The sequence below is a fragment of the Polaromonas sp. OV174 genome (assembly GCF_900112285.1).
GTDB lineage: Bacteria > Pseudomonadota > Gammaproteobacteria > Burkholderiales > Burkholderiaceae_C > Polaromonas.
Map to the genome: position 1 here is coordinate 1 of NZ_FOKZ01000019.1, position 24,927 is coordinate 24,927.

Below are 24,927 nucleotides of genomic sequence, written 5' to 3' on the forward strand. Positions count from 1 at the left end.
AATCAGCAAGGTACGCAAATAGGTGCTGCCACGTTTAGTGATTGGCCCCAAACTGATCTTGCCGCCGCTGGAATTTTGTTTTGGGGTCAGCCCTATCCACGCCGCAAACTGGGCTCCGTTCTTGAACTGCTTGAAGTCACCCACCGTCGCTATGACCGCAGACGCTGTGATGGGGCCAATGCCTTTGAGTTCAGCAGCGCGTTGAACCTGCTCGTCGTCCTTTTGGTGGGCCGCAATACGCAGGTCACACCACTTGATGTGCTCGTCGAGCTCTCGCCAATGCGCCTGCGCCCTTTGCAGCACCAGCCGGGCCATACCGGCGATGTCGTTGCTGGCGTCCTCAATCAGGTCGCTCAAATGTTGGCGCAGCACTTGCGGGCTTTGCGGCAACACCGGTCCGAATTCGGCCATTAACCCTCGGATGCGGTTGATGCAGGCAGTCCGTTCCTCCTTGAGTCCTTCGCGCAGGCGGTGCACGCACAGCATGCCCTGCTGAGCCAGTGTCTTGGCTGGTACGAAGTTCATGTGCGGCCGCGAGGCTGCCTCGCAAACAGCAGATGCATCATTGGCGTCGTTCTTGCCGCTCTTGCCTTGAATCCGGTACGGCGCTACAAATTGCGCAGGAATCATACGGGCATCGAGACCGCGCTCACGCAATTTTCGACACCAGTGGTGAGCACTGCTGCACGCCTCCATCGCCACCAGGCAGCCTGCGGGCAATTCGGCACACCACGGCAAGAACTTCTCGCGCTTCAATGCCCGGTTGGTGATCACCTTGCCAGCAGCGTCCACAGCATGGACTTGAATCATATTTTTGGCTAAATCAACACCGACTCGTGTAACGTTGCTCATGGGACTTCTCCTTCCAAAATGGTTGCAGATTGACTTCCAGTACGCCAATCTTGGCACTCCGATGCCGTTACCGGGGAACGGGAAGTCCCTTCGTATTCAGGTTGGCGCGGCCCGAGAGAGACAGGGGCGCAACGCCTCCAGCGCGTTCTTGATCTTGGACGCGCAGAGCGTGAAGAACACGGACACGGCGGCCCTCAAGGGCTATGACGCAGGCAAAAAAGTCTCGGGCATCAAGCGCCACATTGCAGTGGACACACAAGGGCTGCCACACGCTATCGCAGTTACCACCGCAGAAGTGACAGATCGCAAGGGGGCCTTGCAGGCACTGCAGCGCTGCAAACTGACCCTGAACAAGGTGCAACGCCTGCTGTGTGACAGCGGCTACGTGGGCCAGCCCTTTGCCCAAGGCGTAAAAGACATCCTGGGCGAGCACGTGACGGTGCAGATCAGCAAGCGCAGTGAACTGCACGCCTTCAAGGTCATGCCCAAGCGCTGGGTGGTGGAACGCAGCTTTGCGTGACTGGAGAAGAACAGGCGGCTGTGGAAGAGCTGTGAGAGGCATCTGAACACCAGCTTGCAGTTCATCCATCTGGCGTTCTTGGCCCTCTTGCACAAAAGATCTTGAACAGGTTCTAAGAACCTAACAAAACCCAGCGCAGCGGTCCTGGCTAGGCGTGTTGCCGCAGACAGTGTTGCAGCACGGCAAGGCGGCACAACGACGTCAGGAGGGTTTTGTTAGCGGCTTTTAACCGCGACCGTGGCGGCCATTGCGCATCATCCGTTCCACCTCATCGCGCAGCACGCTGAGCTCTTGGTTAAGTTGCCGACGCTCTTGCGGGCTCAGCACGCCATCGGACTTGTAGCCAGCCTCGTGACGCGCAATCATGCGCTCCCGGCCCTGCAGCTCGCGCGCTTCGCGCGGGTTGAGGCGACCGCTTCGCACGCCCGCATCAATGCGCTGGCTGATGCTGAGCTGCTGCTTGTCTATGCCGTCGGCAGGGCCGCCATAGCCTGGCCTCACGACAACGTTGTTGGCCATCAGGGGTTCAACGTCGGCGCGCAGGCCGTCCAGGTCGGCCCGCAGTTGCGCGCGCTCCTGCGGTGTGACCTGGCCGTCCGCCTTGTAGCGGCTTTCGCGCATGGAGATTTCACGGTCACGTCGATACAAGGCCTGCGCCTCCGAAGGCGTGATGTGGCCGGAGGCCAGGCCTTGCTGGATGCGGTCGCTGATGGCGTGCTGCGTCTGGTCTATGGCCGGCGTGTAGTTGTTCTGCGCCATGGCCGGCGACATGCCCAGGCCGGCAAACAGGGCCGTGGTCAACAGGGAAGCGGTGAATAGTTTTGATGTCATGTGGATCTCCCGTTTTTCAAATGAAACACTAGACACACAGCGCGGCGCTGTGATCGAGTAACTCCATTGTTGGCCTGCATTTGTGAAGGTCATGTAAGGCAAACGGAGATTTACCCCCTCATTACCTCGCGACTACAAAGGTGTCGAAATGCTTGCGACTAGGTATTTGAGGGCAAAAAACTTATGCCCACGGCCGGTGAATGGCCTTGTGGAAAAGCCCTTGGATAAGCCGCCAAAGCCGCGCCAGGCTTGGGTTTGTCAGGGGCGATCAAAAAACAGGCAGGACTGGAAAACCAGCCATCAAGCCGCGCCAAACGCCTAGGCGATGCGATGCTTTAGCGCCCGCCGGCGGCACGCAGCAGCTCGGCCATGGCGCCAAAGCCGCGCTGGCGGGCATGCTGCAGCGGCGTGACGCCATCGCGGTCGGCCAGATTGACCTGGGCGCCATGCGCCAGCAGCAGGCGCACGATCTCCAGGTGAGCGGCGCCGCCCTCGCCCAGCAGCACCGCCTCCAGCAAGGCGGTCCAGCCCAGCTTGTTCACATGGTCAACGTCGATGGCGGTGTCCAGCAACAGCCGCACGGTATCCACATGGCCGCGCTCGCAGGCCGGAATCAGCGCGGTGCCGCCGTAGCGGTTGGTTAGCTTGAGGTCGGCACCGGCGGCCAGCGTGGCGCGCACGATGTCGGTGTAGCCGCGTGCGCCGGCCAGCAAAAAGGCGCTGTCGCGCTGCGCATCCTGGGCATTCACGTCAGCACCATGGGCAATCAGGACGCGCACCAGCGCCAGGTGCTGGCCGTCGGTGGCGGCCAGCAGCGCCGTGCGGCCGCGCCCATCGCGCTGCTCTATCGCTTCTCCCCGCACCAGCAGTGTTTGCAACTGCGGCAAATCCCCGCGTGCGGCGGCGTCGACCAGCGGCGCGCTGGCAGAGCCAGCTTGCGCCACCATGGGCAGGCACAGAAAAAGAAAAGGCACAGCAAACAGGGCAAAACGGTGAATCATGCGCCCATTGTGCCGCGCCTGAGTGGCGCGCAGCTGGACGGCACAGTTATGCCCAGGCACTGTGAATCACCCTGTTGATAAACCCCTGAACAAGCCTTGAAAGCCGCGCCAGCACTGGCTTTGCAAGGCATGCTCAATGTTTGGGCAGAGGATGGAAAGGGCTGAAAATTCGGGCTAGCAAGCGTTTTCAAGCGGCTGGCATCAGCCCGTCTTGAGGCCCGGCAAGCGCAGCCCCAAACCCTGGAGCTGAGCGGTGCTCAGGCCATCGCCGGCGAGCTGTGCCCTGACAGGGCTACGCACCAGGGCGATGCAGGAAAACGCAAAAAATCTGCAGCGGCTAAAGTGCTAGGCATTTGTGACCAAGGATTGCTCCCATGCCGCACCCACTTCGCCGCCGCCTGTTGCTGGGCGGCCTCAGCGCCACGCTGCTACTCGCCGGTGGCTGCTCTCGCTCCGCCAAGCCCCAGGGCAAGACCCTGGCCAAGGATGCCACCCTGCTGTGCCTGGGCGACTCCCTGACCTATGGCTATGGCGCAGCGGCTGGCAGCAGTTATCCGCAACGGCTGGAGCAACTGAGCGGCCATGTCACGCAAAATGCCGGCCTGAACGGCGACACGGCGCAAGGCGCGCTGGCGCGATTGCCCGGCCTGCTGCAGGAAAGTCGGCCTGGCCTGGTGCTGGTGTCTATAGGCGGCAATGATTTTTTGCGCGGCCTGCCGCTGGAGCGCACCCGTGCGGCGCTGAAAACGCTGCTGCAGACGGCGGCCGGCAGCGCGCAGGTCGTGCTGCTGGCGCAACCCAAGCCGGTGCTGCTGGCGGCCGCCAGCGGTACGCTGAAAGACCACGAGCTCTATGCCGATCTGGCCCAGGAAACCGGCACCGCGCTGTTTGCCGAGGGCTGGTCTTATGTGCTGTCGCGGGCCGAATTGCGTTCAGACCCTATCCACGCCAACGCCCAAGGCTATGAGGTGTTTGCCGAGCGCCTGGACCAATGGCTGCGCAAGATGAAGTTTGTTGGCTGAGTGCGGCTGGGGCCGGCCAGGTTGCCAGTGGCAAGTCTTGAAGTCGGACCACCACCCCCGCCAGTGCCAGTGCCAGTGCCAGTGCCAAAACTTACCCCCGTCAACTGTGGGCCACCTTGTGGATAACAATGTTCGCAAGCCCTCAAAGCCGCGCCAGCACTGGCTTTCAACACAATGCCACAGAATTGATCAACACCCGGCCGGTTTTCAGCGCAAGAGGGGATAACTACCAATGGCAAACTGTTTTTTGCAGATATATCAAGGCCGGGGTCAAACAAGGGTTTGACCGCAAAATCAGCCCCAACTTACCCCCGCTGACTGTGGGCCACCTTGTGGATAACAATGTTGACAAGCCCTCAAAGCCGCACCAACGCTGGCTTTGCGGGGCCTGCCTCGGAATTGATCAGTCCGCAGGCTGAGCCGGCTCGGCCTGAAACACGCCGCTGAGCAATTCGGGCAGGCGCTCAGTCCCCATCTTGAAGCCGCAAGCCTGCGCATGGCCACCGCCGCCCATGCTTTCGGCCAGGGGAATGCAGTCAAAACCAGGCTGCGAACGCAGCCCGACCTTGACGCCGCCGCTCTTGCCCACATGCCACATCAGCGCAAAGCTGCCGCACTGGGCCGACAGCAGGTTGCCAATCAGGCTGTGGAAGACGCCGGGCGCATTGAGCATGAGGCCGGTCTGGCCGTTGAAGCTGACAGGCTGCGCGCCCTCCGCAATGTCGGCGGCCAGCTTGCTGAACTTTTCGTCCATGGCCTGGCCACGGGCCATGAAATCGTTCAGCTGGGCCGGGCTGAAGGCGGCGATCTCGGCCCAGCGGGCAAAGTCAAAGGCCTCCATGTCCAGCGCCGCCAGAAAGCCGGCGCTTTCGGGGTATTGCCAGACCCAGATATCGCGGTCTTCGATGAAACGCACGAGGTCCGGCAGCGGCGCGGCGGGATGAAAAAACTCCCAGGCCAGCCGGGCGCCCGACTTGCTCATGTCAAAGTGCACCACGCCGCAGCGGCAGGCAAAGCCGGTGAGTTTCTCCGCCGCGCTCTTGTGGTGGTCCAGCATCACCAGCTTGGCGGCGCGCTCTTCGATGGCGCGCAGTAGCTCCGGCGAGAAGGAAAAGTCGAGGATGTAGACGGCGCGGCCGGCCAGCGCAGGCAGATCATCCAACGTTTTGACGTCGCCGTGATCCAGGCCCAGAAACTCGGCTTGACCACCGTAGAAAAGCCAGGCCGCCAGCGCGGCGCCAAAGCCGTCAGGGCAGCGGCGGCCATGGTAAATGATCAGGGGTTGGGGATCGTTCAGGTCGGGAGCGACCAGAAGCTGCAGGGGAAGAATGGTTTTCATGAAGCTCAGCATTGTCGCTGCCGGCACTGGTTTGGCGCGCCGGCCTCTAACTAGCCCTGCAGCCCTGTCAGCCACTCTAACCACCAAAGGCTATAGGTTTTTACCCCCAGTTTCTGTGGGCCACCCTGTGGATAACAATGTTCACAAAGCAGCAAAGCCGCACCAGTGCTGGCTTGGCGGGCCTTGCCTTGAAATGCACCAAGACCACTGCTGCGCTTGCCAAGGTGTCATTCTTTTCCCAATGAAGGGCTGTTTTTTGGCTTGCTCCACCTGGCTGAGCTCCCTGGTCAGCAGGGCCTCTGGTTTACCCCCGTTTACTGTGGGCCACCCTGTGGATAAGAATGTTCACAAGCCCCGAAAGCCGCGCCAGCACTGGCTTTGCGGACGCTGCCCGGGATTTGACCAGAGCCTTGCAATTTGACACCCCAACCTATAAGGCTGACCGTGCAACATAAATACCATTTCAAACATCTCGATCATCACTACGAGGTCACTGGGGAGTACCGGCAACTCCCGGCTCATTTGGATGGGAAGTTCCTGGTCAAGCTACTCCCGCCCGGCGGGGTCGTGCGGCAAGCGGATGTTGCCGGCGATGATGCGCAAAGCACTGAAAAGATTTTTGTCGCCAACAATGAACACCACCTGGTGCAGCAACTTGGCCGCGCCTATCCCGGCCTGACCGGCTTCAAAGGCGTTTGATACACAGACAGCTGCGCTTCCCTAAGCAGGCCAAGCTGCGCTCAGGCACCCAAGGCTTGGGGATCAAGCCTGTTTAGCTTGAAAAGCTTGCGCCAGGCCAGGCTGGCACCGAATCTAGGGTTTACCCCCAGTCCCTGTGGGCCACTCTGTGGATAAGCGCCCTTGGAAGGCCGGCAGGCCGCGCCAGTGCTGGCTTTGCACACATTGCCCATGAAATGATCAGCCGGCCTGGGTGCAGACCGAGTTTTGCGCCAAATAACTATTGTTTTGATAGCTATCTTTTCTTATCCAGAAAGCACTAGAGGCCTATTTCACCGACAAAACAATGACCTGACCCCAACAGTGCAGGCTTGCAACGCGGTACCCAGCAATTGACCAGCCTGCGAGGGCTGCCTGGGCGCCCAATCTTCAGGGCGTATCGGACGCGTCAGGATCGGCAGACTCGGCGTGGCGCGGCTTGACTGGCCGGGGAATCTTTTTGAACTTGATCAGGCGGTTGGTTTCTATCTTGTCTTTTTTCACCTGGCGCTCGGCATCGAGCTTTTGCCCGGCGGCCAGCCAGCCGGCGAACTCGTCCGGCGTTTCCAGTGTGACGCGGCCCAGTGTGGCGGAGCGGAATTCGTAAATCACGATTTCAGCGGCCTTTTGCAAATTGACGCGCCCCTTGGCCAGCACCGCGCCGCGCTTGCGGCCGATTTCTTCCAGCAGCTGTTCGTCGGTGATGCCGGGCGTGACCTTGACCTTGTAGCGTGCCTCCAGCGCGGCCGGGTAGTTCTTGATCAGGTAATCGAGCAGCTCCAGCGCAACCTCTTCTTCCTCGAAGGCATTGCGGCCAATGGCGCCGCTGGCGGCCAGGTTGTAGCCGCTCTTGGCCACGATGATGCGCGGCCAAAGCATGCCTGGCGTGTCCCAGAGGTAAAAGCCGTCGGCCAGCACCAGACGCTGCTCGACCTTGGTGATGCCAGCCTCGTCGCCGGTCTTGGTGGCGCGCTTGCCGGTCAAGGTGTTGATGAGCGTGGACTTGCCGACGTTGGGAATGCCGCAGATCAGCACGCGCATGGGCTTGACCATGCTGCCGCGTGTCGGCGCCAGCGCGTGGCAGGCATCGATCAGGCGGCGCGCGGGCGTGGTGGCGCTGGCGTCCAACTCGATCGCGCGGGTGGCAGGCAGGCTGTTGTAGTGGTCCAGCCAGAGCGCGGTGCGCGCCGGGTCGGCCAGGTCCTGCTTGTTGAGGACCTTGAGCGCGGGCTTGCCGCTGGTCAACTCGGCCAGCATGGGGTTGGCGCTGGAGCCGGGCAGGCGGGCGTCCAGCAGCTCGATCACCACATCAATTTCCTTGATGCGCTCGCTGATGGCTTTTTTGGTCAGATGCATGTGACCGGGAAACCATTGGATGGCCATCGGGAGGTTCTTTCTTGTTCGGGGAGGGAAAAGCAGGGTAAGCGGAATAAGCGGCCGGAGATGTTTGGCGTCCACGGCCCATCAGCTAGTCCCGATTATCGACGGCCCGCCAGGGTCTGCGCAAAACCCCACGCCGGCCAGGCCGGGTGATTGGGGGAGAATCGGGGAAACACCCGTTCGCCCATTGCGCCACAGCCCTCACCTACTCCCCGCTCATGTCACTGCCCAAGCCCCCCAAACGCCGCCCCAGCAAGGCCATTTACAGCACCCCTGCTGACACGGCCCAGCGCAAAGCCAACAACGAATTGCTGCTCAAAGGCATTTTGTGCAGCCTCATAGGCCTGGGCGTGCTGATCTCGCCCTACTTCATCACCTCGCCCGGCATGCAGGGTATCGTGGCCAACGCATCGCTGGTGGGCTGGTTTGCGCTGGTGCTGGGCCTGGCCTTTATCGGCGTCTACGCGCGCCGACGCATGACCAGCAACAAACCCTGAAAACCATGCAGGACGGCAGCACCGCCGGGCTGGTTGATCGCGACACCGCGCAGGCCCTGTTCCTTACCCTGCAGCAACGCGCCCTGGCCGCCGGCATCAGCCTGCGCGCGCCGCCGCCCGAACCCACCAGTTGCTGCGGGCGCGGCTGCAATGGCTGCGTCTGGGAGGGCTATTACGGCGCGGTGGACTACTGGCGGGAAGAAGCTCTGCTTCAATTAAGCCCATGAGTTTGCGAATTCTGGTCATAGGCGCGGGCGCGATTGGCGGCTATGTGGGCGGACTGCTGGCCCGGGCCGGCCACGAGGTTACTTTTGGCGTGCGTGGCAGCGCCCTGCAGGCCATTACCAACAACGGCATACAGCTACTGGGGCCGCGCGGCGACTGGCGCATCACGAATGTCATGGCGACGGATGCGGCCGCCTTCGAGCGCGGTGAACAGGCGATGCCCGAGCTGGTGCTGTCTTGCGTGAAGCTGTATGACGCTGAGAGTTCCGCGCAGCAATGGCGCAGCGCGCTGGAAGCGGCCGGCGCCGTGATCAGCCTGCAGAACGGCATTGACGGCGTGCAGCGCATCAGGCGCGGCGCACCGGGCGCCAGGGTCTATGGCGGCCTGGCCTATATTGCCGGCCGGCTGGAGGCGCCGGGGGTCGTTCGCTACCTGTCCGACATGTCGTCCATCACCTTTGGCGGGGATGACGCCGCCACCCATCCGCTGCTGCAGGCCTTTGCCGCATCGATCAACGCCACCAGCGGCGCCGACGCGCTGCAAGCGCACCTGGTGCAAGACATAGGCAGCGCGCAATGGGCCAAATTCACGGTGCTGGCCACCAATGCCGCCCTGACCTGCCTGACGCGCCAGCCGGCCGGCGTGGTTTACCACGATGCGGACTTGCTGGCGCTGGCCCAGGCCTCGATCGCGGAAGTGATGGCCGTGGGCCGGGCCGAAGGCGCGGTGTTTGTACCCACGCAGGCGCAAGACACGCTGGCGATTTTGCAGGGCTTCCCGGCGGAACTGTATGCCTCCATGCACCACGACCTGATGGCCGGACGGCCGCTGGAACTGGACGGCATCAGCGGACTGGTAGCGCGACTGGGGCGCCAGCACGCCATCGCCACGCCCTTTCACAGCATGGCTTATGCCTGCCTCAAGCCCTACCTGCAAGGTGGCCTGGCCGGGAAAATCTAGCCCAGGCCCAGTCGCGCGGCCGACACATACTGCTCGCGGTAGCTCTCGAACGGCAGGCTATCGGCCGCCTCGATTTGCTTTTGCGCCTGCACGGACTGCTGCGTCAGCGCGGCATAGTGCGCCTGCTGCTCGGCCGTAAACGGCAATGCCAGCAAGCTGGCCTTGGTCTGGGTCGACTGCGCGCGAACAAAGCGGTTGAAGGAGTTGTTGAAATCCTGGGCCATGACCGCCAGCACACGCGCCGAGGGCGTGGTGTCCGGCTGGGCCAGGCGAGTCTGCGCGCCCTGCAGCGCATCGCGGTAGTCGCTGCCGCCCTGGGCGGCGTCCAGTGCGGCGGCAATCGGCGCGCAGGCGGCCAGCACCTCGGCACCCCATTCGCTCAGCCCCACCTCGGCACCGGCGCGCTTGAGCTTGAGGCCGGGTTCGCGGCCGCGCGCGGCGGTCTGGTGCTGGTTGTGCTTGAGCTCGGCAATTTCTTCCGGCGTATCTGGCGGGCTATCGGCCAGCAGGCAGTGCAGCAAAAACACATCGAGGAAGCGCATGGTTTGCGCGTTGATACCTATGGTCTCGAAGGGGTCCAGGTCCATCAGGCGAACTTCGATGTACTCCACCCCGCGCTCGCGCAGCGCGTGCAGCGGACGCTCGCCGGACTTGATCACGCGCTTGGGCCGTATCGTGCCGTAGAACTCGTTTTCAATCTGCAGCAAGGTGGTGGCCAGCTGGTTGTAGTCGCCGCCCGGGTTGCGTATGCCCACCGCTTCGTAAGCCGGATAGGGCCGGGTCAGTGCGTCCTGCAAAGAGGCGCCATAGCCCTCCAGGCTGTTATAGCTGACCGCCAGCGAGGCCTGCGCATCGCTCTGGTAACCCAAGCGACCCATGCGCAGCGAGGTGCCGTAGGGCATGTATTTGGTGTGTTCGTTCAGCGCCTGCAGCTCATGCTGGCGGCCAGCCACAAAACTGGAACAAACGGCGGGCGAGGCGCCAAACAGATAGAGCAGCAAAAAGGCGTGGCGGCGGAAATTGCGGATCAGCGCAAAGTATTGCTCGCTCGTGACATCGGGCAGCGACCAGTTGTAGTGAATACCAGAGATGGTCTGCATGCGCCTGCCATAGCGGTGGGACAGGCCCATGCGGTAAACGCTCTTGGCGCGACCAACATTGGAGGAGCCAAAGCGGGCGATGGGAATGGTTTCGTCGGTCGGCAAATCGCAGGGCATGCTGGAGACCCACAGCATTTCGTCGCCCATGTCCTGCATGCTGCGATAGGTGAACTGGTGCAACTGGGTCAGCTCTTGCAGCGCGACTTCGGGGTCTTGATGCGCGCCCGTGACCAGCTCCACCTGCGATTCGCTGAAATCGGTGGTGATGCTGGGGTGCGTCAGGGCCGAACCCAGCGCCGCCGGGTGCGGCGTCAGCGCCAGGCCACCGCTGGGCTGGGCGCGCAGGCTTTCCTTTTCAATGCCGCGACGCATGCCTTTGAGCCTGGCCGGGGTGAGCGCTTTCAGGCGATCCTGCAAAAGCGCGCCCGTAGGCGTCTGCAATGAAGTCATATCAATATTCCTCTGATTCTTGGATTGGCGTGGAAGTTATCACAGGCCGGCGCTTCACGCTGCCGCCGGGCTGCTTGCCTGCACGGCCAGGTGGCTGCGCCGAGCGCTGCCAGCAAGATCACGCGTTTTCAGGCATAAATTCCCCTTTTACCGCCCTGCTGCGGACAGCAAACCACGCATGACAGCCATGTTATAGAAACTTTGCCGGCTTGCCTGGGCCGCTTTGGCAGCGCAGCAGTACCCAAAAACCAGGTCGGCACACAGTGATAGGCTCACCCGCATGACACCCGCAAGCGCTTCCCCTACCTCACCCCGGCTCGCCGATTCACGCTATGCCGTGATGCGCCTGATGATCACCCTGGCCCTGATGACCGTCGGCGCCAGCGGCATGTATGGCGTGGCCGTGGTCTTGCCCGCCGTGCAGGCCGAATTTGGCGTGGCGCGGGCCGATGCTTCGCTGCCTTACACCGCCATGATGATAGGTTTTGGCCTGGGCGGCATCCTGATGGGCCGGCTGGCCGACCGCTTCGGCGTGATGCTGCCTCTGCTCATAGGGGCGATCGGCTTGGGCCTGGGTTATGTCCTAGCCGCCATGGCCAGCAGCATCTGGATGTTCACCTTGGCCTATGGCCTGCTGATCGGCCTGCTGGGCAGCTCGGCCACGTTTGCGCCGCTGCTGGCCGACACCTCGATGTGGTTTGTGCGACGACGCGGCATTGCGGTAGCCGTGTGCGCCAGCGGCAACTACATTGGCGGCGCCATCTGGCCGCCCATCGTGCAGCATTTTGTCGAGACCGTAGGCTGGCGCCAGACCTATCTCGGCCTCGGCCTCTTCAGCTTTGTCGCCATGGCCGCGCTGGCCCTGCTGATGCGCCCGCGCCCGCCGGCGGCCATGCTGGCTCCCGCCAATCCGCGCGTGGCGGCCAGGCCCAGCAGCCGGCCCTTTGGCCTGGCGCCCGGCCAGGCGCAAGCCCTGCTGTGCGTGGCCGGCGTGGCCTGCTGCGTGGCCATGGCCATGCCGCAGGTACACATCGTGTCCTACTGCACTGACCTGGGCTACGGCCCGGCGCGCGGTGCCGAAATGCTCTCGCTGATGCTGGCCTGCGGCGTGGTGAGCCGGCTGGTATCCGGCCTGATCTGCGACCGCATAGGCGGGCTGCGCACGCTGCTGCTGGGCTCGGTGCTGCAGGGCATTGCGCTGCTGCTGTTTCTGCCCTTCAAGGGCATGGTGTCGCTGTATGTGATTGCCGGGCTGTTCGGCTTGTTCCAGGGCGGCATCGTGCCGGCATACGCCATCATCGTGCGCGAATATTTCCTACCTGCCGAAGCCGGCGCGCGCGTCGGCACGGTGATCATGGCAACCATGCTGGGCATGGCGCTGGGCGGCTGGATGTCGGGCAAGGTGTTTGACCTGACCGGCTCCTACCAGGCCGCCTTTCTCAACGGCATCGCCTGGAATCTGCTCAACCTCAGCATCGCCATGTTCCTGTTCTACCGCCTGTCCCAGCGCGGCCCACAGGCGGTGACAGCCTGAGTGCCGGCGCGCATCACCCAGGCGTTTCAACGCGCACAGCGATGAGCTCAGGCGATTGAATTACTATGCTTTCAATAGCTGCTAGCGCTTTATACACAAGGGCTAAAGCCATATTTTATCAAGAAAATCAGGCCAGAACACGCTGCAGCCAGCGCTCCAGATCGGCCACTTCCTGGGGGCAGACCGAATGCTCCATCGGGTACTCATGCCACTCCACCGGATAGCCCAGCGCGCTCAGCGCGTCGCGCGTGGCGCTGGCGCGCGGCAGGCTCACCACGCCATCGTGCGTGCCATGGGCCAGGAAAATCGGCAGGTCCTGATTGGCGGCGCTGCGCTCGACGGCGGTCTTGTCGGCCAGCGGCAAATAACCCGACAGGCCGGCCACACCGGCCAGGCGCTCGGGGTGGCGCAGGCCGATCATGAGGGCCATGGCGCAGCCCTGCGAAAAGCCAGCCACCACGATGCGGTGCGCCGCAATGCCGCGTGACTTTTCATGCGCGATCAGCGCCTCGATAGAGGCCTGCGACTGGCGCAGCCCGGACTCGTCCTGGCGGCTGACCAGGTCGGCGCCCAGGATGTCATACCAGGCCGGCATTTCGTAGCCGCCGTTGATGGTCACCGGCATGACTGGCGCATTGGGAAACAGATAGCGCACCGGCCCGACGCCAGACAGATCGAGCTGCTCGGCAATCGGCAAGAAGTCACGCCCGTCGGCCCCCAGGCCGTGCATGATGATGATGGTGGCAACGGGGTTTTCGCCGGTCTGGGCTTCAAGAACTTCTAGGGACATGCGTAAGCGATTCAAAGAGTGGATGGATGGGATGAGGCGCTGCCGGAGCAGGTCCAAATTTTAGTCGTGCATGCCTCCCAAACCCGACCACACAGATACACATTCAGAGTCAATTGCGGCATGATGGAGTGGCTGCATCTTTGCAGTTGTCGGAGCTGATCGGAGGAGGCGTCATCATGCGCACTTATTCGTCGCACCTCTTGCATTTCTACCTTGTCCGCCTGGCCGGCCTGCTGGCTGCCGCGGCCTGCTTTCTGATGCTGCCGGCGCCAGGCAACGCGGCGACCCTCAGCCCGGCCGATGAAAAAAGCGTGCGCGCCGTGATTCAGGCCCAGCTCGCGGCCTTCGCCAAGGACGACGCGCACAAGGCGTTTTCCTACGTCGCCCCCAATGTGCGCGAGACCATGGGTTCGGCCGCGGTATTTCTCGCCGTGGTGCGCAGCGAATACCCCATGATTTACCGCCCTACCCTGGTGGCCTTTCTGAAGCCTGAGGCTAAACAAAATGTGGTGATACAGCGGGTGCAAATGCTGGACGCCAGCGGGGACGCCTGGCTGGCGATTTACAGCCTGCAACGAAGCAAGGGCAAGGTCTGGCGCATCACCGGTTGCGTGGTGGTGGAAAACAAGGGCCGCATGGCCTAGGCCTGCTTGGCATCAGCCCGTGCGAGTGCGTGTCGCTCGGGTCCGGATGGCGGCAAGGTGTTACTTTTTCCATCAAAGGTGTTTGTTTGAAACAAGGCTGCCGGACTACGCATCCGAACGGTGGCCCCACCTAAGATCAAGGCCGCAAGAACTGCACTCCGCAGTTTTATCCATTCAAGGGTCATGCCATGTTGATCAAAAAAACTATCGTCGCTTTGGGTGTCGCCAGTCTTGTCCTGCTGGGCAACGGCTTGGTTGGGGCGCAAACAGTTACGGCCACCACAACCAGCAGCCCGCAGGGTGACAAGCTGGCTGCCAGTTACGCCTCATTTGCTGGCTCGCCAGCCAATGCCAAGTCGCTGGTCGACGGCATGCGTACGGGTTCCAGCATCACGCTGGGGCCCAGCCTGACCGGTCCTAACGCGAGCGCACCGGCAGCGAGCTTTTCGCCCGCAACCAGCAAGATGGGCTATGGCAACATCAATACAGCTCTCTCGCTGGCCAAAACCGCCCTTGCCAAGGATGGCATTACCCAACCCACGCCAGCGCAGCTTTCCACCGCCTTGAGCGGCATCTTGGGGCAAAGAAGCCAGGGCATGGGCTGGGGCAACATTGCCAAGAGCATGGGAGTCACGCTCGGTTCCGTTGTGAGCGCCTCCCACACCGACAAAAGCGGTAAAAAAGCCGATCACGCAGCAAAAGCTGACAACGTTGCAAATGCGGATCACGCCGGCAAAGGACTCGCTACCGGCAAGGATGCGGGCAGCCATGGAAAAGGCGGCAACGCCGGGGGCAACAGTGGCGGCAACGCCGGTGGTCACGGCGGCGGCAATGGTGGCGGTGGCGGTGGCGGTGGCGGTGGCGGTGGCGGCGGCGGTGGCGGTGGCGGCGGCGGTGGCGGCGGCGGTCACAAATAATTCACTCCTGGCCTTATGAGCGTGTTTGCGATCTAAGCACTCACCTCCTCATGCCCATAAACGAGCCGCCAGACTTGACTGTTCTGGTGGCTTTTTTTCGCCCTGGTCAGCGCCTGGGCAGGGCTGATCTAGCCACCTGTGCCGCGTAGCCCTAGTCTTTTCGCCAGCCTGACCAGGTTGGCGCGATGCAGCCCCAGCTCGCGCGCCGCCGAGGCCCAGTTGCCCTGATGGCGCGCTAGGCTGGCTTCAATGCGTTGGCGCTGGTGCGCCTCCATCGAGGTCCGCAGGTCCACTGAAACCGCTGTCGGCTGCGTGTTGTCGCTGGCGTCAAGCGCTTCTGCCCTGGCGCTTGGCGCAGACAAATCAAGATGCGCCGCCGTCAGGCTGACAATGCGCGGCCGGGTGGCCAGGCCGGCCAGCGCTTTTAGCGCGCTGCGGCCCACCAAATGCTCCAGCTCGCGCACATTGCCGGGCCAGTCGTGCGCCAGCAGTGCCGCCTGCGCGCTGCCATCCAGGCGCAGGCTGCCCAGGCCCAGGCGGGAACGGTTTTGCTCCAGAAAATAACCGGCCAGCAGCAGCACGTCGTGGCCGCGCTCGCGCAGCGGCGGCACCACCAGCGGATAGACGCTGAGCCGGTGGTAAAAATCGGCACGGTAGCGGCCGGCGCGCACCTCTTGCGCCAGGTCGCGGTTGGTGGCGGCGATCACTCGTACATCGACCCGGTGCTCGCGATCCGAGCCCAGGCGCTGCAGCTGCCCGCCCTGCAGCACGCGCAGCAGCTTGGCCTGCACCGCCAGCGAGAGCTCGCCGACCTCATCGAGAAACAACGTGCCGCCATCGGCCAGCTCGAATTTGCCGCGCCGCTCCGCCACGGCGCCGGAAAACGCGCCGCGCACATGGCCGAAAAGTTCGCTTTCCACCAGCGTTTCGGGCAAGGCCGCGCAATTCAGGCTGATCAGCGGGCGCGCGGCGCGCGGTGAGGCAGCATGCAGGGCCTGCGCCACCAGTTCCTTGCCGACGCCGGTTTCGCCCAGCAGCAAGACCGTCAGCTCGCTGTTGCCGACGCTGGCGATTTCCTCCAGCAGGCGCTGGTGCGCCGCGCTCTGGCCAATCAAAGTGGGCGGCGCGCTTTTCTCGGCGGCCAGTGCGCGGTAGCTGTCGGCGCGCTGGCGCTCGTCCTCGGCGCGCAGGGCCAGGCCGGCCATGCGCTGCACCACGCTGACGGTGGCGCCGGCCAAGCTGGCAAAGGCTTGCAAGTCACCCAACTGCACCGCCGAAAACTGCTCCTTGTCCAGCGAATCCATGGTCAGCAAGCCCCAGGGCTTTTCCCCGACCAGCACCGGGCAGCCCATGCAGTCGTGCACCTCCAACTGGCCCTGCAGGCCCAGCACCAGGCCGTCGTAGGGGTCGGGCAGCTGGCTGTCGGCGGGAATACGCGCCGGGCCGCCGGCCTCCAGCAGCAAGCGCAGGCGCGGGTGCTCGTCAATCCTGAAACGCCGGCCCAGGGTATCGCCGCTCAGACCGTTGACGGCCAGGGGCACCAGCCAGGCGCCGTCCAGCCGCAGCAAGGCCACCGCGTCGCAGGGCAGCAAGGCACGCAGGGATTCGAGCAGACGGCGGTAGCGCTCGCCGTCGGGCAGCTCGCGCGACAGGTCATCGACCAGCGGCACCAGCGCCTGCAACATCGGTTTGGCAATCATTTTGACTCTTTTATGTATCTTTTTGACTGCCAAATTAAAGCATCATTTTGACTCTTTTGTATTTTCATGGCGGCTAAGTCATTGATTCATATCAAGCGCCTGGGTGGCACGAATAGTGAGTAAGGAATAGCGGCCAAAAGCCCGGCAGACTGTCCGGCTTCGCATGGTGCGAAGCGGGTCTGCCCTTAACGGAGAACTCATGCTGACCCCAGAGCAACGTGCCATCGTCAAATCCACCGTGCCCTTGCTGGAGAGTGGCGGCGAGGCGCTGACCACCCACTTCTACAAGATTCTGCTGGCCGAGCACCCCGAGGTCCGGCCCTTCTTCAATCAGGCCCATCAGGCCAACGGCGACCAGCCACGCGCGCTGGCCAGCGGCGTGCTGATGTATGCCCGTCACATCGACCGGCTGGAACAACTGGGCGGTCTGGTATCGCAAATCATCAACAAGCATGTGTCGCTGCAAATCCTGCCGGAGCACTACCCCGTGGTGGGCGCCTGCCTGCTGCGCGCCATTCGCGAAGTGCTGGGCGCCGACATTGCCACCGACGCAGTGCTGGCCGCCTGGGGCGCCGCTTACGGCCAGCTGGCCGACATCCTGATAGGCGCCGAGGAAAAAATCTATGCCGCCACGGCCGCCGCCAGCGGCGGCTGGCGCGGTGCGCGCGCCTTCCGGCTGGTGCGCAAAGAGGTCGAAAGCGCGGAGATCACCTCGTTTTACCTGGAACCACAAGACGGTGGCGCGCTGGCCAGCTTCCAACCCGGCCAGTACATAGGCCTGCGCCTGGTGGTGAACGGCCAGGAGATACGCCGCAACTATTCGCTCTCGGCGGCGCCCAATGGCCGGGACTACCGCATCAGCGTCAAGCGCGAGCCGGGCGGCCTGGCCTCTGGTTATCTGCATGAGCAGCTGCACGTGGGCGACACGCTGGAGCTGTTCCCGCCCGCCGGCGACTTCGTGCTGGAAGGCGGCGACAAGCCGGTGGTACTGATCAGCGGCGGCGTCGGCATCACGCCCACGCTGGCCATGCTGGACGCCGCCCTGCAAAGCCGGCGGCCGGTGCACTTCATTCACTTTGCCCGCAACAAGTCGGTGCACGCCTTTCGCGACGCCGTCAATGCCCGCCAGGCCAAGCACGCCCAGCTGCAGCGCTTTTACGTCTACGACGAGCATGCCGACGAGCTGGATGCGCCGCACGCCACCGGCCTGCTCAGCAGCGCGCAGCTGGCCGAGTGCCTGCCCGCCTCACGCGACGTGGACGCCTATTTCCTCGGTCCCAAGCCCTTCATGCGCCATGTGAAGAAGCAACTGCGTGAGCTGGGCGTGCCCGAAGCCCAGACACGCTACGAGTTTTTCGGCCCGGCCAGCGCGCTGGAATGAGCGGCCTGCGAGTTGCTATGTTTTCAATAGCTTCTTGCGCTCGTCTGTATTGGGCTAATGGCCTATTTGGCTATAAATCCAGCTAAAACAGCCTTTGCTGCCGGTCGTCAGCCCTGCGCTCACGACACGGCGGTAAACGCCGTTTTAGTGACAAATTACCTGTTTCCGGTCTTCGAGAAAGCGCAGCGGCTTGACGCGAGTGAGCGGCCAAGAGACCATCGATAACACTTAGTAACAATAACAAAACGTACTAATGGGCGAGCCAGACGTCCTGCAAGCTGGCATTCAAATCGGGACTAGGGAGAACGCCATGAAGATCAGCCAATGGTTTGGTTTTAAGAACCACAAAAAACCAACGCTCGCCGCAGCCCAGCCTGCCGCCGATGGCGGCCTGTCCACCATAGAAGAGGGCTCGCCCAACTCCTTGCGCCGTCAGCTGGTGCAGGTTTTACTGCGCGACGTCATGCGCCGCCACGGCATTCCCTCTGCCTGGATCGACTGCCAGCTGCTGGTGGTCTCCAGCCGCAGCCGCGGCGAAGGCATGTATGTGCGCCTGATCATCAAGCACTGGGATCCCCGTTTGCTGAACTATGCCCACGCCTTCCAGAACACCCTGATGATGGACATCTCGCGTTTTGAGCCCCAGTCCGTTCATTGGCTGTTCGGCGTCTCGTGGCAACTCGAACTCGGCAACGCCTGCCCCTATCAGGAGCTGCCCGATCGCTCGGTCTGGACAGAACCGCCGCCCCAACCCGTGGAGCATTCGCACCAGGTGCAGCAGGATCTGGAGCGCATATTCGCCATTCGCGATGCCGACATGCTGATGCGCGGCGAAGCGCTTACAAACGACTTCATGGGCGACTATGCCCAGACACAACCCCAGGCCCTAACCCACTAGCAAAGGGCCCGCGGGCATTGATTTTGCCCGCGGCCGGATCACACGCTCAATAGCTGCCGATGTAGTCTTTTTTGCCCACTTCCACGCCGTTGTGGCGCAAGATGGCATAGGCCGTGGTGGTGTGGAAAAAGAAATGTGGCAGGCCGTAGTTCAGCAGATAAGACTGGCCGCTGAAACGTTTTTCCTTGGGCGTGCCGGCTTGCGTGACGATCTCGCGCGTGGCGGCGTCGTCAAACTTGGCGACATCCAGGCCTTCAATAAATGCCAGCACGGTGGCGATACGCGCCTGCAGCTCGGCAAACGTCAGCTCGTTGTCTTCCAGCTTGGGCACCTCGACACCGGCCAGGCGCGCCGAGACGCTTTTGGCGAAATCGCTTGCCACCTGAACCTGGCGCAGCAGCGCAAACATGTCGGGGAACAGGCGGGCCTGCAGCAGCGCGTTGGGGTCGATTTTTTTGGCGGCAACATGGGCCTCGGCCTTGGCCAGAACCTGGCTGAGGCCACCCAGCATTTGCTTGAAAACGGGAATCGAGGTGGTGTAGATAGCGCTGGTCATGGGAAATTTTCCTTAAGTCAATAAAGGCTGCGGACAGCGTGACGGCCAATGGCGACGGCGAACAAGACCGCTGATCGGTCCTGATCGCCGCTGCGAAGACTTCGGGATTTTCACCGGATTCAACGACACGCACCTGAAGCGCTGCAATGGCCTGAAAACTGTGGGTCGATATTCCAGCGGGCTTAGAGCTCCAGCACCAGCCTGGTAGCGCAGGCACGCGAGCAGCAAGCCATCATCTTGGCGTTGGCCTCCCGCTCCGAGCGCGTCAGCACGACGTCGCGGTGGTCAACCTTGCCATCCAGAACACGCACCTCGCAGGAGCCGCAAAGCCCTTCTTCGCAATCACTGGGCACCTCGATATTCGCCTGGCGCAAGGCCGCCAGCAGCGTCTGGTTGGCCGGAACCTGCACGACGATGCCAGAGTCCTTCAGTTCCACTTCAAAAGCATGCTCGCGGGAGGGGTCCAGCGTTCCCAGAGTGGACTCGAAATGCTCTATGCGCAGCGAGTCTTGGGGCCAGGCAAGGCAGCAATCCTCGAGCGCCTGCAACATCCGCGCTGGGCCGCAGGCGTAGATCTGGGTATCTGGCGTGGGCTGTGCAAGCAGCGCCTGGAAGTCGTTACGCCGCCCTTCATCTCCGGCATAAACATGCAGGCGATCTCCGTGCAACTCGGCCAACTCGTCCAGGAAAGCCATGCCGGCGCGCTGGCGGCCGCTGTAATGCAGCTCGTAGTCCATGCCCAGTTCCCTGGCCCTGAGCGCCATGGCGCTGACCGGCGTGATGCCAATCCCGCCGGCAATCAGGATCACCTTCGCCAGGCTTTCATCGAGACGGAAGTGATTGCGCGGACCGCGAATCCTGAGCGTGTCTCCGGCGCTGACCCGGCTATGGATCCAGGCAGAACCACCGCGGCCATCGGCTTCCCGCAGCACCGCGATTTCCAGCACATTGGTTTCGGCCGGGTTGCCACACAGCGAATACTGGCGGGACAAGTCGGAGCTGCCACACTCGATGTCGATGTGCGAGCCCGGCGTCCAGCGCGGCAACGCCCTGCCATCGTGAGATGCCAGGCGCAGCTTAACAACACCCTGGGCGACCGTGGTGACGCTTTGCACCACCACCGGGCGGGTGATGTCGCGCCGGGATGGCTCACCCATGCGCACCGGCACCCGGGGCTGCAGCGCCTCAGGCTGACTGCGCTCCGGATTGCCCTGCGGATCCCAGCTCACCCACAGATGCTCGGGGCCGCGAAATGAGGTGTTGGGCAAGTAACTGAAGGCTTGCGGCATGAGCTTCATGTGGGGCAAGCGCCGGGTGAATTCCTCCAGGAAAATCTGCATCTCCATGCGGGCCAGATTCTTGCCCATGCACTGATGCGAGCCATAGCCAAAGGTGAGGTGATCACTGGCGTTGTCACGCCGGATATCAAACAAATCGGCATCGGCGAAGTGCGCTTCGTCATGATTGGCCGAGGAGGTCACGATCAGCAGCTTGGAGCCGGCGGGCAGCCTCACCCCATCGATAGTCACCTCCTGGGTGACCAAGCGTCGCCAGGCGGCAACGGAGCCGTTGTGCCGCAAACATTCCTCGACAGCATTGGGAATGAGGCTCGCGTCTTCGCAAATTTCCTTCCAGACCGCTGGGTGCTGCAGCAGCAGCTTCATGGCATTGGCCGTTGCATTGGCGGTGGTCTCGTGGGCCGCGACTATGCCCGCCATCATCATGGAGTGCAAGTAGGAGTCGGTGACCACCTCAGGGTGCTCCGCCTGTTTGCGAATGCCGTACTGCATCCAGCCCGAGGCCGACGGGTTTTGCCGCATCTTGTCCAGCACCTTGCCGGCAAACTGCCAGAAGTTGCCCACGGCATGCGCCACGGCAACCTGCTCTTGCGGCTTGGGACGGCCCCAGGTATTGACGGTGTGGGCAATCGAATATTTGCGCAGCGTGTCCATGTCCTCCTCGGGCACGCCGAGAAAGTGCAGCGCCACGGTCAGAGGAATTTCCCACAGCATCTGGTCGACCAGATCGGCCTTGCCGTCGTTGATGAAGCGGTCTACGTATTCCCGGGCCAGCTGGCGCACCATGGGCTCGTGGTGCTTGAGCGCCTCGGGCGTGAAGGGCTCCATCAGCGCCCGGCGGCGCGGCATGTGCGCGGGCTCGTCTTCATTGACCAGGGTGCGGTTCATGGCGTAGCCATAGGAGGCCAGCACCGCATTGGCTTCGTCGCCGGTCGGCGTGATTTTCTCCAGCGCATTGGAGGGGCTGAAGGTGATGTTGTCGCGGAAGATGGCCTTGATGTTCTCGTACCGCGTCACCACCCAATAGCCCAGCTTGGGGCTATAAAAAATCGGCTCCTGCTCGCGCGCCCAGCGCACATACTCCGGCGGATCCTGCTGATAGCCGTCCTCGAAAGGATCAAATTCAGCGGCGCGCTGACTGACGGGGCAGCCGGTCGGCGTTTGTTGCGCGGATAGGCGCCCGTGCGCAACGGGGCAGCCTGACGTAGTGGAAGGAGGAGAAAGCGTGGCCATATGAAATCTTCAATTCGCAATGAGGAAAGTGCCCCGGTCCTGAGCACGGCAAAGGCACTCATTGACACAGGGCATGACGCAAAACAGCTGGGTTTAATCGAGCGTGATCTTCAGGTCACGAATCAGCTTGTGCCAGCGCGTTGTTTCGCTGCTAAGCAAGGCGGCAAACTGGGCCGGCGTATTGCCGACAGGCTCAACCCCGAAATCCACCAGCCGCTTGTGCACGGCGGGTTCGTTGATGGCTGCCACCACCTTTTTGTTGAGCGCGGCAATCACGTCGGGCGGCGTGGACGATGACACCACCATGCCAACCAGCGCGGCGGCTTCGACGTTTTTGTAGCCCAGTTCGGCAAAGGTGGGGACGTCCGGCAGTTGCGCCAGGCGCGTGGCATTCGCCACTGCCAGCGGCCTGACCTTGCCGCCTTTGATGAAACCGGCACCGGCCGCGAGATCCACCATCATGGCGGGCAACTGGCCACCGGCCACATCAGCCAGGGCGGGAGCAGCGCCACGGTAAGGCACGTGAACCATGAACAGCCCGGTCTCCGCCTTGAGCATTTCCATGGCCAGGTGATGAGGGCTGCCAGCGCCGGCCGAGGCGTAGCTGAAGCCACCGGGCTTGGCTTTGGCCTGGGCCATAAAGTCTTTTGCGCTGGTAATGCTAGACCCCGAACCCACCACCAGAATCATGGGGAAGCGGCCCATCAAGGTGACCGGTGCCAAATCCTTGGCTGGACTGTAAGAGAGGGATTTGTACAAAGCCGGATTGAACACCATGGTGCCATTGTCGGCCGACAGCACGGTATAGCCATCCGCAGCAGAGCGCGCCGTTTCCGCGGCCGCCAGCGCGGTGTTGCCGCCCGGCTTGTTGTCGACCAGAACGGGCTGCCCGGTCTGGGTCGACAGTGCCTGGCCCACGGTGCGCGCCAGAAAGTCGGAACCACCGCCTGCGGCATAAGGCACCAGCCAGCGAATCGGCTTGCTTGGATAAGACTGCGCCATGGCGCTGGTAGTCATCAGCAAGGGCAAGGCCATCAGGCAAGAGGCCAGGTATTTTTTCATCGTGTCTCCTTGGGGGTTGCGGTTTACGGGATTGGTAGTATATTTTGCGTAATCATAGTACGCAATGCGTAATTTCAGACTCGTAATAACCCTGAGCTTTTTTCAGACCCAAGCCGCCAGAGGCGGCCGGCTTAACATCGACACCCATGAAAAACCCGCCCGTACCCGCGCACAACAAAGCCAAACCGCCAGCAGAGGGGCGCGAACGCCGCCAGCGTGTGCAGTCCGCCGTCACCGGCATGGCGGTACTCAAGGGCCTGTCCCGCCTGGGCGGCAGGGCCAGCCTGACGGCGCTGGCCGCCTACATTGAAGAAAGTCCGGCCAAGGTGCACCGCTACCTGGCCAGCCTGATGGAAGAAGGCCTGGTTTACCAGGACAGCGGCTCGCAGCACTACCAACTGGGCGGTGAAGCCATACAAATAGGCCTGGCCGCCATGCGTCAAGCCGATCCGATCCGCGTCGCCGAGCCTTCGCTGATCCGTCTGCGCGAAACCCTTGAAGTCACCTCTTTCCTTGCGGTCATGGGCAACAAGGGCCCCACCATCATTCGCTTCGAGGAGCCAGGCTTACCCGTCACGGTCAACGTGCGCGTGGGCTCGGTGCTGTCCATGCTGTGGTCGGCCACCGGCCGCGCCTTCCTGGGCTTGCTGGACGAGTCGCGCGTGCGTGCGCTGGCGGAAGAAGAGCTGGCCCTGGCAGCGCCGGAATTGCGCGCCCAACTCAGCGCCCATGACCCGATTGGCCAGCTCAGGCAAGAAGTCCATGCCGCACGCTGCGCGGTGGTCAAAGACACCAATTTGCGCGGCATCAGCGCCGTGGCGGCCCCCTTGTACGACTATGCCGGGCGGGTCTGCGCGGTGATCACGGCCCTGGGCGCCACGGGCGGCTTTGATCCGTCTGCCGACGGCGAGATCGCGATTGCCGTGCGGCGCGAGGCCCAGGCGGCAAGCGCGCTACTGGGTCATCCCGCCGAGGCCGCCCCCGAGGGCAAGTGAGGCGCGCCGCCATTATGGCGGTGGCTCATCGGCTGGGCCTGCATCACCCCCGCCAGCCACGCATCAATCAGCGCCGGCTCGTTAATCGTCCTGAGCTGCTGGTAAGCCACTTCTGCTTGCGGAAAACGGCGCCGTAAAAAGTTCAGCCACTGCTTGAGTCGGCCGGCGCGCGAGCGGGCATCCAGCCGGGTACACACGATGTGCCAGAACTCGGCCAGCAGCGGCACCAATTCCGGCCAGCCGATGCCTGCCGGCTCCGCGGCCCATCCGTTCTTCGTAGCCGCCTTGATGGCCAGGCCCAGGCCGGGATCGGTGACGACGCCGCGCCCCAACATCAGCATGTCGCAACCCGAGGCCGCCATGCAGCGCCGGGCATCGTCCAGCGTCCAGATTTCGCCATTGGCCACCACCGGGATGCTCACCGCGGCGCGAATGTCCGCAATGCGCTCCCAGTAGGCCGGCGGCCTGTAGGCCTGCTCCTTGGTGCGCGCATGCACCACCAGCTCGTCGGCACCGCCCTGGGCAATCGCCAGCGCACACTCGACAGCGCGCGAATCGTCGTTGAAACCCAGCCGCATCTTGGCCGATACTGGCATCTCGGCCGGCACGGCACGGCGCACCGCCGCCACGATGGCGTGGATGATGTCCGGCGTTTCCAGCAACAAGGCGCCGCCGCCATGGCGGTTCACCACCTTGGCCGGGCAACCGAAGTTCAGGTCTATGCCAGCCGGCCCCAGCGTCGCCAGCCGGGCGGCGTTTTCCGCCAGGCAGACCGGATCGGAGCCCAGCAACTGGGCCCGCACCGGCACCCCGGCCAGGGTGCAGCCGCCGTTGTGCAGCTCGGGCACGATGCGGGTGAAGACGCGCTCGGGCAGCAACTGGTCGGTGATGCGTATGAACTCGGACACACAGCGGTCAATGCCGCCCACCCGCGTCAAAATGTCGCGCAGCACGAAGTCCAGCAGCCCCTCCATGGGCGCAAGCAGAATCGTCATGGGCGCAGACCTATAAACCCGATTCTCGG

Annotated in this window: 23 protein-coding genes and 1 pseudogene; 12 read left to right on the forward strand and 12 right to left on the reverse strand. The window is 63.0% G+C overall.

The genetic code is table 11. The annotated features are described in order from the left end of the window. Positions 1-852, reverse strand: an 852-nt coding sequence (locus tag BM160_RS15980; RefSeq protein WP_092007251.1) for an IS110 family RNA-guided transposase, incomplete at its 3' end; no start/stop codon positions are given. 103 nt (positions 853-955) lie between these two features. Between BM160_RS15980 and BM160_RS15985 the strand changes: the two are divergent. Continuing rightward, a pseudogene (locus tag BM160_RS15985) lies at positions 956-1,477 on the forward strand (IS5 family transposase); the annotation flags it as partial. Between the two features lie 120 nt (positions 1,478-1,597). On the opposite strand, the gene BM160_RS15990 reads toward BM160_RS15985, so the two are convergent. Next, entirely contained in the window at positions 1,598-2,203 is a 606-nt protein-coding gene (locus BM160_RS15990; RefSeq protein WP_092007171.1) for a hypothetical protein, read from the reverse strand. A gap of 335 nt (positions 2,204-2,538) precedes the next feature. Beyond that, the gene (locus BM160_RS15995) at positions 2,539-3,204 is read right to left on the reverse strand and encodes an ankyrin repeat domain-containing protein (protein WP_092007172.1); all 666 of its coding nucleotides are present in this window, start codon (positions 3,202-3,204) and stop codon (positions 2,539-2,541) included. 374 nt (positions 3,205-3,578) lie between these two features. Between BM160_RS15995 and BM160_RS16000 the strand changes: the two genes are divergently transcribed. Next, positions 3,579-4,226, forward strand: coding sequence for a GDSL-type esterase/lipase family protein (locus BM160_RS16000; RefSeq protein WP_092007173.1), 648 nt, complete (start codon positions 3,579-3,581; stop codon positions 4,224-4,226). Between the two features lie 403 nt (positions 4,227-4,629). Here BM160_RS16000 and BM160_RS16005 read toward each other — a convergent pair whose 3' ends face one another. After that, complete coding sequence (locus BM160_RS16005) at positions 4,630-5,565, reverse strand: DHH family phosphoesterase (RefSeq protein WP_092007252.1); 936 nt, start codon at positions 5,563-5,565, stop codon at positions 4,630-4,632. A 444-nt stretch (positions 5,566-6,009) separates the two neighbouring features. Here BM160_RS16005 and BM160_RS22345 point away from each other — a divergent pair, with 444 nt between their 5' ends. Further along, entirely contained in the window at positions 6,010-6,264 is a 255-nt protein-coding gene (locus BM160_RS22345) for a hypothetical protein (RefSeq protein WP_143093272.1), read from the forward strand. Between the two features lie 408 nt (positions 6,265-6,672). On the opposite strand, the gene ylqF is transcribed toward BM160_RS22345, so the two are convergent. Next, positions 6,673-7,665, reverse strand: coding sequence for a ribosome biogenesis GTPase YlqF (gene ylqF / locus BM160_RS16010; protein ID WP_092007174.1), 993 nt, complete (start codon positions 7,663-7,665; stop codon positions 6,673-6,675). A 215-nt stretch (positions 7,666-7,880) separates the two neighbouring features. Between ylqF and BM160_RS16015 the strand changes: the two genes are divergently transcribed. Genes BM160_RS16015 through BM160_RS16025 form a run of 3 tightly spaced genes read left to right on the forward strand, consistent with a single transcriptional unit; the run spans position 7,881 to position 9,345 of the window. Further along, positions 7,881-8,159 carry a hypothetical protein gene (locus tag BM160_RS16015; RefSeq protein ID WP_177219040.1) on the forward strand — a complete coding sequence of 93 codons (279 nt, stop codon included), beginning with the start codon at positions 7,881-7,883 and terminating at the stop codon, positions 8,157-8,159. 5 nt (positions 8,160-8,164) lie between these two features. Further along, positions 8,165-8,386, forward strand: a complete 222-nt coding sequence (locus BM160_RS16020) for an oxidoreductase-like domain-containing protein (protein ID WP_092007175.1) — start codon at positions 8,165-8,167, stop codon at positions 8,384-8,386. Next, positions 8,383-9,345 carry a ketopantoate reductase family protein gene (locus tag BM160_RS16025; RefSeq protein ID WP_092007176.1) on the forward strand — a complete coding sequence of 321 codons (963 nt, stop codon included), beginning with the start codon at positions 8,383-8,385 and terminating at the stop codon, positions 9,343-9,345. Before BM160_RS16020 ends, BM160_RS16025 begins: the two co-directional genes overlap by 4 nt. On the opposite strand, the gene gshA is transcribed toward BM160_RS16025, so the two are convergent. Next, on the reverse strand, positions 9,342-10,895 hold the full coding sequence (gene gshA, locus BM160_RS16030) for a glutamate--cysteine ligase (RefSeq protein WP_092007177.1): 1,554 nt from the start codon (positions 10,893-10,895) through the stop codon (positions 9,342-9,344). The two genes, BM160_RS16025 and gshA, sit on opposite strands and share 4 nt — an antisense overlap. A 280-nt stretch (positions 10,896-11,175) precedes the next feature. Between gshA and BM160_RS16035 the strand changes: the two genes are divergently transcribed. After that, on the forward strand, positions 11,176-12,429 hold the full coding sequence (locus BM160_RS16035; RefSeq protein ID WP_092007178.1) for an MFS transporter: 1,254 nt from the start codon (positions 11,176-11,178) through the stop codon (positions 12,427-12,429). 127 nt (positions 12,430-12,556) lie between these two features. On the opposite strand, the gene BM160_RS16040 is transcribed toward BM160_RS16035, so the two are convergent. Further along, positions 12,557-13,219, reverse strand: a complete 663-nt coding sequence (locus BM160_RS16040; RefSeq protein ID WP_092007179.1) for an alpha/beta hydrolase — start codon at positions 13,217-13,219, stop codon at positions 12,557-12,559. A gap of 176 nt (positions 13,220-13,395) precedes the next feature. Here BM160_RS16040 and BM160_RS16045 point away from each other — a divergent pair, with 176 nt between their 5' ends. Both BM160_RS16045 and BM160_RS23055 read left to right on the forward strand, forming a co-directional pair. Then, positions 13,396-13,863 carry a DUF4864 domain-containing protein gene (locus BM160_RS16045; protein ID WP_092007254.1) on the forward strand — a complete coding sequence of 156 codons (468 nt, stop codon included), beginning with the start codon at positions 13,396-13,398 and terminating at the stop codon, positions 13,861-13,863. Positions 13,864-14,051: 188 nt separating this feature from the next. Then, complete coding sequence (locus BM160_RS23055; protein ID WP_092007180.1) at positions 14,052-14,780, forward strand: hypothetical protein; 729 nt, start codon at positions 14,052-14,054, stop codon at positions 14,778-14,780. 128 nt (positions 14,781-14,908) lie between these two features. Here BM160_RS23055 and norR read toward each other — a convergent pair whose 3' ends face one another. Next, positions 14,909-16,480, reverse strand: coding sequence for a nitric oxide reductase transcriptional regulator NorR (gene norR / locus BM160_RS16055; protein WP_092007181.1), 1,572 nt, complete (start codon positions 16,478-16,480; stop codon positions 14,909-14,911). A gap of 199 nt (positions 16,481-16,679) precedes the next feature. Here norR and hmpA point away from each other — a divergent pair, with 199 nt between their 5' ends. Both hmpA and BM160_RS16065 read left to right on the forward strand, forming a co-directional pair. Continuing rightward, positions 16,680-17,861, forward strand: a complete 1,182-nt coding sequence (gene hmpA / locus BM160_RS16060; protein ID WP_092007182.1) for an NO-inducible flavohemoprotein — start codon at positions 16,680-16,682, stop codon at positions 17,859-17,861. 310 nt (positions 17,862-18,171) lie between these two features. Further along, complete coding sequence (locus tag BM160_RS16065; RefSeq protein ID WP_177219041.1) at positions 18,172-18,759, forward strand: hypothetical protein; 588 nt, start codon at positions 18,172-18,174, stop codon at positions 18,757-18,759. Between the two features lie 46 nt (positions 18,760-18,805). Here the strand turns inward: BM160_RS16065 and BM160_RS16070 are convergent, their stop codons facing one another. From BM160_RS16070 to BM160_RS16080, 3 genes are all read right to left on the reverse strand, one after another. Beyond that, complete coding sequence (locus BM160_RS16070; RefSeq protein ID WP_092007183.1) at positions 18,806-19,315, reverse strand: DUF1993 domain-containing protein; 510 nt, start codon at positions 19,313-19,315, stop codon at positions 18,806-18,808. A 182-nt stretch (positions 19,316-19,497) separates the two neighbouring features. Continuing rightward, the gene (locus BM160_RS16075; protein WP_092007184.1) at positions 19,498-21,846 is read right to left on the reverse strand and encodes a cytochrome P450/oxidoreductase; all 2,349 of its coding nucleotides are present in this window, start codon (positions 21,844-21,846) and stop codon (positions 19,498-19,500) included. Between the two features lie 93 nt (positions 21,847-21,939). After that, a complete protein-coding gene (locus BM160_RS16080) occupies positions 21,940-22,908 on the reverse strand; it encodes a Bug family tripartite tricarboxylate transporter substrate binding protein (RefSeq protein WP_092007185.1) in 969 nt (322 codons plus the stop codon). Between the two features lie 146 nt (positions 22,909-23,054). On the opposite strand from BM160_RS16080, the gene BM160_RS16085 reads away from it, so the two are divergent. Next, complete coding sequence (locus tag BM160_RS16085; protein ID WP_092007186.1) at positions 23,055-23,903, forward strand: IclR family transcriptional regulator; 849 nt, start codon at positions 23,055-23,057, stop codon at positions 23,901-23,903. Here the strand turns inward: BM160_RS16085 and BM160_RS16090 are convergent. After that, positions 23,870-24,898 carry a tRNA dihydrouridine synthase gene (locus BM160_RS16090; RefSeq protein WP_092007187.1) on the reverse strand — a complete coding sequence of 343 codons (1,029 nt, stop codon included), beginning with the start codon at positions 24,896-24,898 and terminating at the stop codon, positions 23,870-23,872. The genes BM160_RS16085 and BM160_RS16090 overlap by 34 nt on opposite strands. Between the last annotated feature and the right edge of the window lie 29 nt (positions 24,899-24,927).

Excerpts from the sequence above, each read along its gene's own strand:
- BM160_RS16035 (WP_092007178.1), top strand. The coding sequence starts at position 11,176 with ATGACACCCGCAAGCGCTTCCCCTACCTCACCCCGGCTCGCCGATTCA.
- BM160_RS16065 (WP_177219041.1), top strand. The coding sequence starts at position 18,172 with ATGAAGATCAGCCAATGGTTTGGTTTTAAGAACCACAAAAAACCAACG.
- BM160_RS16020 (WP_092007175.1), top strand. The coding sequence starts at position 8,165 with ATGCAGGACGGCAGCACCGCCGGGCTGGTTGATCGCGACACCGCGCAG.
- BM160_RS16005 (WP_092007252.1), bottom strand. The coding sequence starts at position 5,565 with ATGAAAACCATTCTTCCCCTGCAGCTTCTGGTCGCTCCCGACCTGAAC.
- gshA (WP_092007177.1), bottom strand. The coding sequence starts at position 10,895 with ATGACTTCATTGCAGACGCCTACGGGCGCGCTTTTGCAGGATCGCCTG.
- BM160_RS16045 (WP_092007254.1), top strand. The coding sequence starts at position 13,396 with ATGCGCACTTATTCGTCGCACCTCTTGCATTTCTACCTTGTCCGCCTG.
- norR (WP_092007181.1), bottom strand. The coding sequence starts at position 16,480 with ATGATTGCCAAACCGATGTTGCAGGCGCTGGTGCCGCTGGTCGATGAC.
- BM160_RS15995 (WP_092007172.1), bottom strand. The coding sequence starts at position 3,204 with ATGATTCACCGTTTTGCCCTGTTTGCTGTGCCTTTTCTTTTTCTGTGC.
- BM160_RS16085 (WP_092007186.1), top strand. The coding sequence starts at position 23,055 with ATGAAAAACCCGCCCGTACCCGCGCACAACAAAGCCAAACCGCCAGCA.
- BM160_RS16025 (WP_092007176.1), top strand. The coding sequence starts at position 8,383 with ATGAGTTTGCGAATTCTGGTCATAGGCGCGGGCGCGATTGGCGGCTAT.
- BM160_RS23055 (WP_092007180.1), top strand. The coding sequence starts at position 14,052 with ATGTTGATCAAAAAAACTATCGTCGCTTTGGGTGTCGCCAGTCTTGTC.
- BM160_RS16000 (WP_092007173.1), top strand. The coding sequence starts at position 3,579 with ATGCCGCACCCACTTCGCCGCCGCCTGTTGCTGGGCGGCCTCAGCGCC.
- BM160_RS16070 (WP_092007183.1), bottom strand. The coding sequence starts at position 19,315 with ATGACCAGCGCTATCTACACCACCTCGATTCCCGTTTTCAAGCAAATG.
- BM160_RS15990 (WP_092007171.1), bottom strand. The coding sequence starts at position 2,203 with ATGACATCAAAACTATTCACCGCTTCCCTGTTGACCACGGCCCTGTTT.
- BM160_RS16040 (WP_092007179.1), bottom strand. The coding sequence starts at position 13,219 with ATGTCCCTAGAAGTTCTTGAAGCCCAGACCGGCGAAAACCCCGTTGCC.
- ylqF (WP_092007174.1), bottom strand. The coding sequence starts at position 7,665 with ATGGCCATCCAATGGTTTCCCGGTCACATGCATCTGACCAAAAAAGCC.
- BM160_RS16080 (WP_092007185.1), bottom strand. The coding sequence starts at position 22,908 with ATGAAAAAATACCTGGCCTCTTGCCTGATGGCCTTGCCCTTGCTGATG.
- BM160_RS16090 (WP_092007187.1), bottom strand. The coding sequence starts at position 24,898 with ATGACGATTCTGCTTGCGCCCATGGAGGGGCTGCTGGACTTCGTGCTG.
- BM160_RS16075 (WP_092007184.1), bottom strand. The coding sequence starts at position 21,846 with ATGGCCACGCTTTCTCCTCCTTCCACTACGTCAGGCTGCCCCGTTGCG.
- hmpA (WP_092007182.1), top strand. The coding sequence starts at position 16,680 with ATGCTGACCCCAGAGCAACGTGCCATCGTCAAATCCACCGTGCCCTTG.
- BM160_RS16015 (WP_177219040.1), top strand. The coding sequence starts at position 7,881 with ATGTCACTGCCCAAGCCCCCCAAACGCCGCCCCAGCAAGGCCATTTAC.